Origin of the sequence: Brachybacterium sp. GCM10030267 (genome assembly GCF_042666875.1) — a bacterium.
Classification (GTDB): Bacteria; Actinomycetota; Actinomycetes; order Actinomycetales; family Dermabacteraceae; genus Brachybacterium.
Window position 1 is genome coordinate 75747 of sequence record NZ_JBHTCX010000011.1, and the last position, 14567, is coordinate 90313.

Consider the following 14567-nt stretch of genomic DNA (forward strand, 5'->3'; position numbering starts at 1 on the left):
GCGCCGGGATCGGCTCCGCCACTGCGGGGTCGGCTCCGCGGGGCCGGCCGATGCCTCGGCCTCAGCCCGGAGCACCCCTCGAGCGCGTGATTCCGGCCACGGAAACGGGGCGTGAGGCGTGCGAACGAGACTTATTTATCTCGCGTGCGCGCGCGGGCCCGTCGGAGTGCCCGGTAGGCGTCCGGAACTTTGGCCGCCGCCTGCGGATCGGTAGGATCACGGCCATGCCCCGCCCCGCCACGTCCGACCGCTCCCGGCCGGGGTGCTGACGGTGTCGGTGCTCTGGACGCTCCTGATCCTGCTCGCCACGGCCGCGCTCACGCCGCTGCTGGACCGGGTGCTCGGCCGCGCCGCCTGCTGGGTGCTCGCCGGGCTGTACCTCGTGGCCACCGCGACCCTGATCCCGGCCGCCTCGGCGGTCCTCGCCGGCGCCGGGGACGATCCCGCTGCTGTGTTCACGATGCCGTGGGCTCCGCAGTGGGACATCGATCTCGCCCTGCGCGCGGACGGCGTCGGCATCGTCTTCGCCATGATCGCCCTGGTCATCGGCGCGATCGTGCTCGCCTACTCGGCGCGATACTTCGAGCCCGGGCGCCACCTCAGCTTCTCCCTGGTGATGGTGCTGTTCACCCTGTCGATGGTGGGCCTCGTGCTCGCCGACGACCTGGTGCTGCTGTTCATCACCTGGGAGCTCACCTCGATCGCCTCCTTCCTGCTGATCGCCCGCTCGGGCAGCGCCGGCCAGGCCGCCTCGATGCGCACGCTGCTGATCACCTTCCTCGGCGGCCTGAGCCTGCTGACGGCCGTGTCGCTGATGGTGGTGCGGCTGGGCACCACCTCGCTGCACGAGGTCCTCGCCTCCGACGTCTGGTCCACCGACCCCGGCTTCGCGACCCTGGTGGCGGTGCTGGTCGCCGTCGCCGCCTGCACCAAGTCCGCCCAGTTCCCCTTCCACGTGTGGCTGCCCGACGCGATGGCCGCGGCCACCCCGGTCTCGGCGTACCTGCACGCGGCCGCCGTGGTCAAGGCCGGCATCTTCCTGCTGCTGCGCTTCAGCCCTGCCTTCCACGACGTGCTGGCGTGGAACGTGCTGCTGATCGTGGCGGGCCTGATCACCGCCTTCGTCGGCGGATTCCTCGCCCTTCAGCAGCCGGACCTGAAGAAGCTGATGGCCTACTCCACGGTCAGTCAGCTGGGCCTGATCGTCACCGTCATCGGCGTCGGCACCGAGGCGGCGATCCTCGCGGCGGTGGTGCACACGATCGCCCATGCCCTGTTCAAGTCCGGGCTGTTCATGATGGTCGGAGTGGTCGACCACGCCGTGCACACCCGCGAGCTGCGCCGGATGCCGGCGCTGCTGCGCGCCATGCCGGGCTCGTTCGTCATCACGCTGCTGGGCTGCATGTCGATGGCGGGCCTGCCCCCGATGCTCGGCTTCGCCTCCAAGGAATCGCTGCTGACCGGCGCCCTCGAAGCCCATGGCCCGGCCTGGGTGGGATGGACGGTCGCGCTCGGCATCGCCGGGGCGAGCGTGCTCACCTTCGCCTACTGCGCCAAGATCGTGCTCGGCATCTTCGTCGACGGCCGGGACGAGGACGCACTCGCCCGCACGGACGGCGTGACGCCGGCCCAGGAAGCCGGCAGCACCGATCCCACCGGGGCGACGGTGCGGGCGGCCGACGCCCACCGTCCCGAGGCGCTGTTCCTCTGGCCGGCCGCGCTGCCCATCCTCGCCGGGCTGCCCCTGGCCCTGTGGGTCGGCGTGCTGGACACCCCGGTCTCCCGGGCGATGGAGGCCGCTCTGGGCGGCGAGCACCACGCTCACCTCGCCCTCTGGCACGGCATCACCCCGGAGCTGGGCCTCACCGCCGGCGTCATCGTGCTGGGCACCGTGATCGCCCTGGTCCGCCGCCCGCTGCTGCCCGCCCTGGAGGCGCGCCCGTTCCCGGTCGACGGCGCCCGCGTGCTGACCGCCGTCGACCGCCTGGCCGAGCGCATCGCGGCCGTCCTGGTCCGCCCGATCGCCTCGGACGACCCGATGCGGCACCTGGGCGCGATCGTGGTGGCCTTCGCAGCGGTCGTGCTGGGCTCGCTGGCGGTGCTGGCCGGCGACCTCGTCCCGCTGGCCCCCGGCACCAACCAGCCCATCGACCTCGTCCTGCTGGTGCTGATCACGGCCGCGGTCGTGGTGATGTGCACGCGTCACGACCGCCTGGGCGCCGCGGTCGCTCTCGCCGCGATCGGGATCCTGGCGACCGTGCAGATCCTCTCCCTGGGCGCGCCGGACGTCGCCCTGACCCAGCTGCTGGTCGAGTCGCTGACGATCATCGTGATCATGCTGGTCCTCCAGCGTCTGCCCAAGGGCTTCGTGTTCCCGCATTGGCCCCGCCGCCGCGGCTCGATCACCATCGCGGTGCTGGTCGGCCTGGCCGCCGGGGCCGGCATGTTCCTGTTCGTGGGCCGACGGGGCCGCAGCGACGTCGCCCAGTACTACATCGACCACGCCGAGGAGATCACCGGCGGCCACAACATCGTCAACGTGATCCTCGTGGAGTTCCGTGCCCTGGACACCCTCGGCGAGCTGTCCGTGCTCGGCATGGCGGGCATCGCGATCGTCGCCGTGCTCTCCAGCATCCGCGACCGGTTCATCGACCCCGACGAGCCCACGGACCATCAGCCGGGCGACGAACCGCAGCTGCGGCCCGAGGGCACCTCGGCCCATCGTGCGATCGACTCCGCCTGGGGCAACGCCGCCGCGCTGCAGCTGATGGTGCGGGTGACCGGACCGATCCTGGCGATCATCTCGGTGATGCTTTTCCTGCGTGGGCACAACGCTCCCGGCGGCGGCTTCATCGCTGCCCTGGTCGGTTCGGCGATCGTGGCGCTGCTGTACCTCTCGACCTCCATGGACCGCCCGATCGGGCCGCCGAAGCTGCCGGTGGTGCTGATCGGCGGCGGGATCGGCGTCGCGCTCGGGGCCGGCTTCCTCGGCTACGCGAAGACCGGGTTCCTCGAACCGCTGCACGGGTACCTGCTGGGTGTCCACGTCTCTACCTCGATGATCTTCGACCTCGGGGTGTACCTGGCGGTGCTGGGGCTGGTGATGATCGCGGTGAACCTGCTCGGGGTCAGTGCCTCGCGGGGCGACGTGCCGCCCGTCGAGGGCACCCGCGAACGCACCGACGAGGCGGTCGAGGGCGAGCTGTCCGGCCCGCTGGAGACCACCCGCGGCGAACCCGCCCCCCGCCGGCGCCGCGTGGGGATGGGCACCTCCCATCTCACCGCCGGCACCGAACCGAAGGAGCCCGGTCGCCGATGATCCTCAGCCTGACCGTGGCCGTCCTCGTCGGCGGCGGGGTGTACCTGCTGTTGCAGCGCTCCATGGTGCGCGCCGTGTTCGGCATGACCCTGCTCAGCCACGCCGCGAACTTCATCCTGCTGGCCAGCGGCGTCCCCGGATGGCGCGCCGAGCCGCTGACCGATATCTCGGCCCGTCCCGAGATGGCCGATCCGCTCCCGCAGGCCTTCGTGCTCACGGCCATCGTGATCACCATGGCCGTCACCATCTTCATGCTCACCCTGGCGGTCATCGGCCACGACGACGACATGTCCCATCACCCGAAGACCGGCGAGAGTGAGGACTCATGATCCCCGCCGTCGCCCCGTCGCTGCTGCCCCTGTTCGTGGTGATCCCCCTGCTGGGAGCCGCCGCGCTGGTCCTCGTCCGCCGCCATCTCGTCGAGAGCGTGCTGCTGATCGCCGTGCCGGTGATCTCCGGGGTCGGCGCGATCTGGCTGCTGGCGTACCACCGCAGCGAGCCCGTCGTCGCCCACGCCGTCGGCGGCTTCTCGGACGTGCTGGCGATCCCCTTCGTCTCCGACTCGTTCAGCGCGCTGATGCTGCTGGTCACCGCGGTCGCGACCCTGGCGGCGAGCGTGTTCCTGCTGCTGACGGGGGAGTCCCACTACCGGTTCGTGCCGCCGCTGGTGCTGCTGCTGACGGCAGGCGTCAACGGCGCCCTGCTCACCGGGGACCTGTTCAACCTGTTCGTGTGGGTCGAGGTCATGCTGATGCCCTCCTACGCCCTCATCGCGCTGACCGGGACCTGGCGGCGACTCGGCATCGGCCGCCTGTTCGTGCTGGTCAATCTGCTCACCTCGACGGTACTCGTGATCGGCGTGGCCTTCGTGTACGGCGCCGCGGGCACGGTGAACCTCGCGGCCCTGGCCGGCGCCGGCAGCGAGGATCCCGTCACCGCCGCGGCGCTGGCCGTGGTGCTGCTGGCCCTGGCGGTCAAGGGCGGCATGGTCCCGGTCCACTCCTGGCTGCCGCGGGCCTACCCGGCGACCTCGGCGGGGATCATGGGCCTGTTCTCCGCCCTGCACACCAAGGTGGCGCTGTACGCGATCTACCGCATCATCACGGTGACCTTCTCCGACGGGCTGCCGTTCCTGGCCGTGCTCGCCGTCCTCGTGATCGCGACCATCCTGGTCGGCGCGTTCGCCACCGCCGGCGCCTCCCGCGTCCGCACCGCGATGGGTCACCAGATGGTCGCCGGCGTCGGCCACATCCTGCTGGGCCTGGTGCTGCTGACCCAGCTGTCCCTGACCGCCGGCATCTTCTACCTCATCCACCACGTGGTGACGATGTCGGCGCTGCTGCTGACCACCGGCGCGGTCGAGCACACCTACGGCTCCGGCCGTCTCGACCACCTCTCCGGGCTGGCGCGGCGCGACCCGTGGGTCGTCGGGATCATCGCCCTGGGCCTGTTCAGCCTCGTCGGCCTGCCGCCCACCTCCGGACTGTGGGGCAAGGTGGGTCTGCTCAGCGCCTCGGCGGAGCAGGCCTCCACCGGTGAGGCGGTGCTGGGCTGGGCAGCCGTCCTCGCGGTGGTCGTCGCGTCCGTCGGCTCCCTGCTGGGCCTGCAGCGCGTGTGGCGCGGTATCGCCTGGGGCGAGGACATGACCACCTACCGACCCGATGACCCCCGCACCGGCCGTGGGGCAGAGACCCCGCTGCCGGACGAGGTGCGCGTGCCCTGGCGCCTCGCCCTGCCCGGTGCGTCGATGATGGCGCTGTCGCTGGCGATGTTCGTCGGCATCGGCCTCCTGCTGCCGACGGTGGACCTCGCCGCCACGGACCTGCTGGACGTCGGCGCCTACGTGGAGGCGGTGAGGGGCGGATGATGCGGCTGTGGTACACGCTGTCCTACGCGCTGTGGATCCTCGTCGAGATCCTCAAGGGCTCGGTCGAGGTCGCCAAGGGCGTCTACACCCCCGGAGTGCACAGCTCCCCGGCGATCGTCGAGTACCGTCTGCGGGCAACCACCGACATCGAGATCGTCGCGATGGCCTCCTCGATCACGATCACCCCCGGCACCCTCGTGGTGGGCACGGCGCACGGCACGGCCGAGGAGCGGCCCAGCCTGTTCGTCCACGCCCTGTTCGCCACCTCCCGCGAGCAGGTGCTCTCCGACCTCGCCGAGATGGAGGAGCGGCTGCTGCGCGCCACCCGCGGGCGGGGCGGGGCGGATGCCGCCCTGCATCCCCGCCGCGGCGGACTGGCCGACGAGCGCTACGCCGATGGCCGGGAAGCACGGCGCATCCACGACAGCGGGGGCCGCAGCGGTGACCGGGAGCAGGGGCAGGCCCCGCTCGCGACCGGCTCGGAGGGGTCCGACCCCTCGGCGGCCGGCCCGTCGGCGACCGGCCCGTCGGCGGCCGGCCCCTCGGCGACCGATCCGGAGGAGGAGCGATGACCATCGTCCTGTGGCTGACCACCGCGATGCTGGGTGCGACGATCCTGGTCGGACTGTTCCGCATGGCCACCGCCCCGGACCCCGCCAGCCGTGCCGTGGTCGGTGACCTGGTGTTCTTCTCCGGCGTCGGCGTGATCATCATCGTCGGCCTGATCAAGGAATCCGCCGCGGCGGTGGACGCGGCGCTGATCGCCGCTGTGCTCGGCATCCTCTCGACCGTCGCCCTCGCCCGCATCCTCACCAGGGGGCAGCGATGAGCGCCGCACTCGATCTCGTCGTGACCGTCGTGACCGCCGTGCTCCTGCTCGGCGGCGCGTTCTGGATGCTCACGGCCGCCCTGTCGATGTTCCACGCCCGCGACGCCCTCAGCCGCATCAACGTGCTCTCCCCGGCCACCGGCCTCGGGCTGCCGATGATCGTGGTCGCCGCGTTCCTGCGCCACACCCAGATCAGCGGCTTCGAGGTCGCGATGCTGGTCAAGTCGATCATCACGGTCATCGCCCTGATCATCGTCTCCTCGATCGCCTCGAACGTGCTGGCGCGGGCCGCCTATCTCTCCGGCTCCCCGGTCGACCCGCGCACCGCGCCGCAGGATCTCGCTCGCGCCCCCGGTGAGGGCGAGCAGACCCCGCACACCGAGGTGCGCCCGGGTGAGGAGATGGGGCCCGACGGCCGGTAACACCCGGGTGACGTCTGTCCACAGCCGCCGTCGGGGCCCGGCGGGGCCCTCTACTGTGGGGCCATGGTGACGACACTGCCCTACGGCTCCTGGCCCTCGCCCATCACCGCCGAGCAGCTCGCAACCGGCGGGACCAGGCTCGGCGCCCCGCGCCTGGTCGGCGACGCCGTGTGGTGGACCGAAGGCATCGCCACCGAGGGCGGGCGCCAGGCGATCGTGCGCTCGGCAGGAGCGGTCGACGTCGCCGGCCGTGACGGCGATGCGGCAGCTGCTGCGGTCACCGTCCTGCCCGCGCCGTTCAACGCGCGCTCACGCGTGCACGAGTACGGCGGAGCGAGCTGGACCGTCGTCCCCGGCGCCGCCGGGACAGGCTCCGAGCCCCCGCTGGTGGTGTTCGTGAACTTCGAGGACCAGCGCGTCCACGCCGTCCGGGAGGGCGAGCAGCCGCGCCCGCTCTCGCCCCTCGGCCCCGAGGTCGATTCCGCCCACGGGCCCTCGCTGCGCTGGGCCGACCCCACGCCGGTCACCCTGGCCGACGGCACCGTCGAGATCTGGTGGATCTGCGAGGACCACACCGGCGGTGACCAGGGCCCGCGCGCCGATGCCGACGGCGCACCCCACATCGAGCGCTACGTCGCGGCCGTGCCCCTGGACGGCTCGGCCGCCGAGGACCCGTCCGCCGTCCGGCGCGTCACCCCGGCCTCACGGTTCGTCGCCCATCCGCGCATCAGCCCGGACGGGACCCGGGTCGCCTGGCTGAGCTGGGAGCACCCGCAGATGCCGTGGGACGGCACCCAGCTGCACGTGGCACCGCTGGCCGGAGGCAGTGCGGGCCCCGGTGACGTGATCGCGGGCGGTCCCGAGACCTCCGTCCTGCAGCCGGAATGGCTCGACGACCAGCGGCTGATGTTCGTCTCCGACGCCTCCGGCTGGTGGAACCCCTGGACCTGGTCGGCCGAAGCCGGCGCCCGGCAGGTCCTCGAGCTCGACCAGGAGTTCGCCGGGCCGATGTGGACCCTCGGCAGCACCTGGTACCAGGTGCTCGACGCCGACCGGGCCCTCGTCCAGTACGGTCGCGCCGCCGCGAACCTCGGGGTGCTGAGGCTCAGCACGGCCGAGCTGACGCCGCTGGAGTGCCCGCTGACGCAGATCAGCGCGGCCCTCGTGCGCGCCGACGGGCTGATGGTGCTGGCCGGGGCATCGCCGACGCAGTTCGCCGCGATCCACACCGCGCGACTCGAGCTCGCGGCCGGCCATGGTGACCGGCCCGCCGCCGCGACGGACCCGTCGACGGCCCCAACGTCGGCGGGCGATGGTCCGTCGGCCGTCCTGTCCTCGCTGACTCTGCTGCGCTCCTCGCGCAACGACGCCCCGGACCCCGGCGCCCTGCCCGTCGGCGAGAGCATCGAGGTTCCCCTCGCCGAGGGCGGTGTCGTCCACGCCATCGTGTACCGGCCCCGGCAGGACGGCATGGCCGGCCGCGAGGGAGATCTGCCGCCGTTCATCGCTCGCGTCCACGGTGGTCCGACCGGGCACGTCCCGCCGGTCCTCTCGCTCCCGGTCGCGTACTACACCTCCCGGGGCCTGGGCGTGGTGGAGGTCAACTACGGCGGCTCGACCGGCTACGGCCGCGCTTACCGCAACCGTCTGCGCGGGCAGTGGGGCGTGGTCGACGTCGCCGACACCGTCGCCGTCATGGAACATCTGGTTTCCCAGGGAATCGCCGACGGGAAGCGACTGGCGATCGAGGGCGGCAGCGCCGGCGGCTGGACCACGCTCGCCTGCCTGACCCGCACCGACACCTTCGCCGCGGGCGTGTCCAGCTTCGGCGTCGCCGAGCTCGAGAAGTTCCGCCTGGACACCCACGACTTCGAGTCGCGCTACATCGACGGCCTCGTCGGCCCCTATCCCGAGCGCCGCGACCTGTACGTCGAGCGCGCCCCGCTCAACCACGTCGACGAGCTCGAGGTGCCGGTGCTGCTGCTCCAGGGCGACGAGGACCGGATCGTGCCGCCCAGCCAGTCCGAACTGTTCCGTGACGCGCTCGCGGCCAAGGGGATCCCGCACGCCTACCTCCTGTTCGAGGGGGAGCAGCACGGGTTCCGCAAGGCGGAGTCGATCATCCGCGCCACCGAGGCGAGCCTGTCGTTCTACGGGCAGGTGCTGGGATTCAGCCCGGCGTGCGTGCCGGTGCTCGAGCTGCAGCGCGACTGAGGGCGGCGGGATGAGCATGGGGCCAGAATCCGGGCAGGGACCGGGTGGCACGGGATCAGGCGCAGGGCCGGGTCCCGGGGGAGGACCAGGCGCAGGGCCGGGTCCCGGGGGAGGACCGGGCGCAGGGGCGGGCCCGGGAGCGGTGCCGCGCCCCGTCGCGCAGCCGCTGCGACCGGCCACCGCCGCCGTCGTGGTCGCGGCGGCTCTCGTGGTCGCTATCGCCGCCGGGCTGGTCTTCGGTCTCAGCGAGAGGCCTCTCATGGCGTGGGCGGCTGGCTCGATGGCCCGCGAGGTGGCCTGGGTGCTGACACTGACGGGGCTGTGGGCTCTCGAGGCCGGCCTGTCCTTGGCCTTGCTGATCCTGGCCATCCTGGTGGTCGTCAGGGGTGTCGCGAACCTGCGCCGGGGCGGGATCTTCATCCTCGTGGCGGCGGCCATGGGGCTCTTCGGGATGTTCGGCCTGTCGTTCGAGACCTACGGAGACCCCCCGGGCCTTTCCACGGTCGAGATCGTCTTCACGGTTCTCGAGGTCCTGGGCGGGCTCGTCCGCATCGCGCTGCTGCTGGCCGGCGGCGCGATCATGGTGCGCAGCGTCCAACGGCTCCGGCGAGAACGCGGCGCACGGCCACGAGCCTGACCCTGCGCCACTCATCGACCGCCACCCCGCTCGGCCCATCGTGACGAGTGGCACATCGCCGGGCGTCCGGCTACCGTGGTCGACGGCGTGCGGCGGCCGACGGACCCACCGGCAGCGGCGCCAGGCAGGTCTCGTCGTCGCCGGCGCACGAGCCCCTTTCCTGCCGCGACGCGATGCGAAGGAGCTCCCATGTATTCCCGGACGACGCCGAGCAGCGACGAGAACCCCGAGGCCGGAGCAGTCGGCCGCGGGGGAGAGCCCGGTGGCGGCGACACGTCCGCCACCGGCGGCGATGCCGGTCGCGCGGGTGCCGTCCGCGGCAGCGGTCCCAGCTCCAGCGGCGGCCGCCTCCGCCGCGCCGGACTCACCCGCCGCGCGGGCCTGGCCGGCACCGCGCTGGCGGCCACCGCCACCGCCGTCGGAGTGCCGATCGCCGGCTGGGCGAAGGGCGATCCCGCTCCGCACAAGGACGAGCCCTCCTCTCGCTCGGCCCTGGCCGCACCGGACTGGAGCCGCGGGAAACCCCACCGCCATCCCTGGGACCGCCAGCGATCGGGCAGGACGCTGCGAGAGGCCGAGCCCGGCTCCGTCGGCCTCGACGCCGACTCGCTCGAGGAGCTGCCCGCGATCATCCGCGCCGGCCTGGACCACGATCCGCCCCGCTTCTCCGGCGCCTCGCTGCTGGTCGCCTCCCAGGCGGGCATCGCCTATGAGCACGCCGACGGGTACGCGCTGCGCTGGAAGAATGCGACCGAGCAGCTGCCCGAGGATCAGTGGATCGAGGCGCGCAGCGACACGATCTACGACCTCGCCTCCATCTCGAAACTGTTCACCGCCACCTCGGTGATGCAGCTGATCGAGCAGGGCGAGCTGTCGCTGGAGGACCCCGTCGCCTCGCATCTGCCGGCCTTCGCCGCGAACGGCAAGGCCGACGTCACCGTCCAGCACCTGCTCACCCACGTCGGCGGCCTGCCGCCCTTCATCAACCTCTACTCCTCCTACCCCGACGTGCCCTCGCGGCTGGACGCCGTGCTGACGGTCGCACCGCAGGCCCCGCCCGGCACCGAGTACGTCTACAGCGACCTCGGCCTGATCACGCTGGGGCTGATCGTCGAGAAGCTCGCCGGGCAGAGCTTGGACGAGTACGTGCGCGAGCACATCACCGAGCCCCTCGGCATGCACGAGACCATGTACAACCCGCCCGCGGAGCTGCGCCCGCGGATCGCCGCCACCGAGTACATCGACTACTACGGGGAGCTCGTCCACGGTCACGTCCACGACGAGAACGCCTACTCGCTCGGCGGCGTCGCCGGGCACGCCGGGGTCTTCTCCACCGCCCGCGACCTGGCCGTCTTCGGGCAGATGTTCCTCGGCGGCGGGCGCTACGGGAAGGCCGAGATCCTCTCCGCCCAGACCGTGCAGGAGATGTTCACCGACCGCATCGCCGCGGTCACCGGGGTCGGCGGTGCCCGCCGCGGCCTCGGCCCCGAGCTGGAGGCCTGGTACTACCACGCAGGCCTGACCAGCCCGTATAGCGGGGCGCACACCGGCTTCACCGGCACCTCGCTGGTGATCGACCCGCTGACCGACACCATCGTCATCATGCTCGTCAACTCCGTCCACCCCACACGCGAGTGGTCCTCCACCTCCGCCACCCGGCGGGAGGTCTCCACGTGCGTGGCGGGTGCCCTGGGCATTGTGCCGACGAAGCTGCGGGAGGGCTGGAGCGCTGGCGCCGAGGACGATTCCACGGCGACCCTCACGGCCGGCCTCGATCTGGGCAGCGGCGGGGCCCGCAGCCCGGAGCTGGTGCTGGATCTGTTCGCTCATCTCGAGACCGCGTACGACGTGCTGTCGGTCGAGGCCTCGCAGGACCAGGGCTCGAGCTGGTACCCGCTGGCCGGGACGCTCGAGGCCCGCCATCAGGAACCGGTCGAGGTGCCCGACGGTCAGATCACCGGCTGGGGCCGACGTCAGCAGTGGACCGGTACGTTCCCCCTGGTCGACTCGGCGGGAGAAGTGCTCGGCGACGAGGTGCAGATCCGGCTGACCGTGACGACCGACGGCGCCACCCGCGGGCTCGGTGCGTGGGTGGGCCGGATCCGGGTAGTGGACGGGCACCACGAGCTGCTGGACACCGATCGTGCTGCGGACCGTGAGGTGATCGTGGCCGACGGGTGGGTGCTGGGGGAGTGAGCTGCCCGGCGGCGGGTCGCTCGGCATCTCCGGGCTGACGGTATCGGCATCTCTGCCGGACCGCAGCGGGCGGGGCCTGACCGCAGGGGGCGGGGCCTGGCTGCAGCGGGCGGGTCTCAGGCGTCGGCGGCCAACGTCCGCTCGATGTCGTCGGCGATGTCGGCCGGCTCCACCTTCGGTCCGTAGCGGGCGATGACGGCACCGTCGCGGCCGATGAGGAACTTGGTGAAGTTCCAGCCGATCTCGCCGGCGGGGATATCGCCGTGCGGACCGGCGTGCGAGCTGGTCAGCCACGTGTACAGCGGGTGCGCGTCCTCGCCGTTGACGTCGACCTTCGCGAACATCGGGAACTCGACGCCGAAGTTGACGGAGCAGAACTCGGCGATCTCGGACTCGGTGCCCGGCTCCTGGTGCATGAACTGGTCGCAGGGGAAGCCGAGCACCACCAGGCCGCGCTCATGGAAGCGGGCGTACAGATCCTGGAGCCCTGCGTACTGCGGGGTGAAGCCGCACTTGCTGGCGGTGTTGACCACCAGCGCGGCCGACCCGACGTAGTCGGCGAGGTTCTTGTCCTGCCCGGTGATCGTGCTCGCGGTGAAGTCGGCAAGAGTCGTCATGAGTCCATTGTGGACCTCTGAGATGTGGGCCTCACAGGGCTGGCCGGGCCGGGTGGTGCGGCCTCACGTCCGGGCCGGCGCCGGAGGTGTGACGGCGCCAGTTCTGTCGCGGCGCGCCCGGGTGTCGGTCGCTGCTCGTGAATGGTTCCTCCACAATGCTCATTCGTCCACATTATTCGGTGCTGGCTGGCGCAATTCGTTATGAGTGTCTAATTGCGGCTGATCGGAGCGTGCAGAGAGGGGGCGATGTCCGGCCGGCCGGCGTGAGGCGATGGCGCCGATGTGTGCTCCCCCTCGGTCACCAGCGGTGACAGTGCTGGGGGTGGGCGACTATGTGGCACGCAGAAAGTGTGGAGGGATCGTCGCAAAAATTTGTCCACATTCCGGGGAACGAGGTTTCGATACGTGGTGATGCGCGAGAGGATGGAGCTATGTCCACATCACAGCAGTCACCACCTCCGGGAGAGGGCCCGACCGCGCAGCAGCCCCCGGGCCCGCCACGGTCGGTGGCTGCTGTGCGCGCCGCTGGTCTGGCGGGTCTTGCAGATCTGCTGGCCGATGACGGCTTCATCCTCGAATCGATCGCCACCGATCCGCGTCGGCTGTTCGAGGTCGGTACCCAGGAGCGAGCGGTGTTCACCAACCTCCTCGCCACGATCCAGGAGGCACGCAGCGCCCTGGATGCTCTGGAGGCGCGCACCGTCGTCGCCCTCGGCAAGGCGACCACACGGGATCTGATCGCCGCCGCCCGCGACAGCACGGCGCACGAGGATGCGGTGCTGCCTCCGATGGAGCGCATCAACCGCCAGTCCGATGCGGCCACGCGCCGGGACCTGTCGTTGATGACCCGGCGGTCCCCTGCAACTGCCGGCCGGACGTTCTCGGCGGCGCGACGCATGGTGGCCTCGATGCCCGAGATGCTCTCCGCGATGGGATCGGGCAAGGTCACCGCTCAGGTCGCCTATGCCACGGCGGACGCGATGTCGCCCATCGACGAGGATCAGCGCAAGACCGTCGATGCCATCCTCGGCGAACGCCTGCCGGACCTGGACGGGGCCGGGGTGCGTCAATGGCGCCGGGAGGTGGCCGCCGTGGCCGAGCACATCGACCCCGATGGGACGACGTACCGCCACACCAAGGCCCGCAAGGAACGCTGCGTGACGTTCACCCCGGGCGAGCACGGGATGGCGACTGTGAGTGCGCGACTGCCTGCGATCGATGCCCGTCTGGTCCACAAGCGGCTCTCGCTGGAGGCGGAGCGGCGCCGCGCCGAAGCCGACGGCACCCTCAGCCCCGGCGAGAACCACAGCACTCTGATGGCCGACGCCTTCACCGAGACTCTGCTGCGCCGTGAGGGCGGCATGGAGCCGGTGACCCTCGACGTGGGGGTGATGATCACCGACCGCGCCCTGTTCAACTCGGATTGCGGCGACGCCGCCCAGATCGAGGGGTACGGACCGGTGCCCGCCGAAGCCGTCCGGGCTCAGCTCCGGGCCGCTCTCGCCGAACCCCGCCAGCCTGCTGATCTCGCCGGGCCCGGCCAGGAGCCGCCCGATACCGCGAGCATCGACCGGGACCCGCTGGGACCGGACGGGCCCGCCCTGCGCGCTGTCATCCGCCGGCTGTACACCCACCCCACCTCCGGGGAGCTGGTCGGCGTCGAATCCAGGGCGCGCGAGTTCCCACCTGCGATGCGCCGGTTCCTCAGCTGGCGCGATACGTCCTGCCGGGGGCCGTTCTGCAATGCCGCCGCGCGACAGCGGGACCACATCACCCCGCATGCCGAGGGCGGGCCCACCAGTATCGACAACGGCCAGGACGTGTGTGCGCACTGCAACCAGAAGGAGCACGACACCCGCTCCGTGGTGCGAACCGCCGATCCTGAGCGCCCGGGCCACCGCGTGACCTGGACCGGCATGGCCGGCACCAGCCGCACCACCACGCCCAGTCCTCTCGCCCCGCTGCAATCACTGCCGGTTCCTACTGTCGGGGCCGACGGGGCCGACGGGGCCGACGGGGCCGACGGGGACGGCGGGGACGGTGAAGATGGTGGCGACAATGCTGAGGGTGGCAGTGGGGCCAAGAGCGGCAATGGGGCCGAGAGAGGCCATGGGGCCAAGAGCGGCAATGGGGCCGAGAGAGGCCATGGGGCCAAGAGCGGCAATGGGGCCGAGAGAGGCCATGGGGCCAAGAGCGGCAACACAGTTCCTGCCGACCGAGGTTCCGGTCCCACAGCATCCGGCAACCAGCGGTCACAGCCGTCTCCGGGCGATGTCACCGCAGCCTATGAAGCCCTCCATCGCGCCGGGCTGTTCGATCCTGAACGGCCGGCACCTCGGAAGCAGCGGAAACCACGCGGACGTCGTGCCCGGCAGGACCGAGCTAACCGACAGGAGCGAGGAGAGCGCCGATCACGTCGGGACCGACGAGAAAGTGCCGAACGATGAGTCGCGCGGCGGCGTCGAT

The 14567-nt window shown here is 71.7% G+C and carries 11 protein-coding genes; 10 read left to right on the forward strand and 1 reads right to left on the reverse strand.

Annotated elements, in window-relative coordinates:
• Positions 1-277 precede the first annotated feature (277 nt).
• The 9 genes from ACFQS2_RS09595 (at position 278) to ACFQS2_RS09635 (ending at position 11484) form a co-directional block, all read left to right on the forward strand.
• Positions 278-3319, forward strand: a complete 3042-nt coding sequence (locus ACFQS2_RS09595; RefSeq protein WP_377793526.1) for a DUF4040 family protein — start codon at positions 278-280, stop codon at positions 3317-3319.
• Positions 3316-3648, forward strand: coding sequence for a sodium:proton antiporter (locus ACFQS2_RS09600; protein WP_377020149.1), 333 nt, complete (start codon positions 3316-3318; stop codon positions 3646-3648). The genes ACFQS2_RS09595 and ACFQS2_RS09600 overlap by 4 nt, the downstream gene beginning before the upstream one ends.
• Entirely contained in the window at positions 3645-5186 is a 1542-nt protein-coding gene (locus ACFQS2_RS09605; RefSeq protein WP_377793527.1) for a proton-conducting transporter membrane subunit, read from the forward strand. The genes ACFQS2_RS09600 and ACFQS2_RS09605 overlap by 4 nt, the downstream gene beginning before the upstream one ends.
• Positions 5183-5758 (forward strand): Na+/H+ antiporter subunit E, encoded by a 576-nt coding sequence (locus ACFQS2_RS09610; RefSeq protein WP_377793528.1) that lies wholly within the window; start codon positions 5183-5185, stop codon positions 5756-5758. The genes ACFQS2_RS09605 and ACFQS2_RS09610 overlap by 4 nt, the downstream gene beginning before the upstream one ends.
• Entirely contained in the window at positions 5755-6015 is a 261-nt protein-coding gene (locus ACFQS2_RS09615; protein WP_377020152.1) for a monovalent cation/H+ antiporter complex subunit F, read from the forward strand. The genes ACFQS2_RS09610 and ACFQS2_RS09615 overlap by 4 nt, the downstream gene beginning before the upstream one ends.
• Positions 6012-6437, forward strand: a complete 426-nt coding sequence (locus tag ACFQS2_RS09620; protein WP_377020153.1) for a cation:proton antiporter — start codon at positions 6012-6014, stop codon at positions 6435-6437. The genes ACFQS2_RS09615 and ACFQS2_RS09620 overlap by 4 nt, the downstream gene beginning before the upstream one ends.
• A gap of 63 nt (positions 6438-6500) precedes the next feature.
• Positions 6501-8651, forward strand: coding sequence for a prolyl oligopeptidase family serine peptidase (locus ACFQS2_RS09625; RefSeq protein WP_377793529.1), 2151 nt, complete (start codon positions 6501-6503; stop codon positions 8649-8651).
• Positions 8652-8793: 142 nt separating this feature from the next.
• Entirely contained in the window at positions 8794-9288 is a 495-nt protein-coding gene (locus ACFQS2_RS09630) for a hypothetical protein (RefSeq protein ID WP_377793530.1), read from the forward strand.
• 189 nt (positions 9289-9477) lie between these two features.
• The gene (locus ACFQS2_RS09635) at positions 9478-11484 is read left to right on the forward strand and encodes a serine hydrolase domain-containing protein (RefSeq protein WP_377793531.1); all 2007 of its coding nucleotides are present in this window, start codon (positions 9478-9480) and stop codon (positions 11482-11484) included.
• 116 nt (positions 11485-11600) lie between these two features.
• On the opposite strand, the gene ACFQS2_RS09640 is transcribed toward ACFQS2_RS09635, so the two are convergent.
• The gene (locus ACFQS2_RS09640) at positions 11601-12101 is read right to left on the reverse strand and encodes a glutathione peroxidase (RefSeq protein ID WP_377793532.1); all 501 of its coding nucleotides are present in this window, start codon (positions 12099-12101) and stop codon (positions 11601-11603) included.
• A gap of 431 nt (positions 12102-12532) precedes the next feature.
• On the opposite strand from ACFQS2_RS09640, the gene ACFQS2_RS09645 reads away from it, so the two are divergent.
• Positions 12533-14548, forward strand: a complete 2016-nt coding sequence (locus ACFQS2_RS09645; RefSeq protein ID WP_377793533.1) for an HNH endonuclease — start codon at positions 12533-12535, stop codon at positions 14546-14548.
• The last annotated feature ends 19 nt before the right edge of the window (positions 14549-14567 follow it).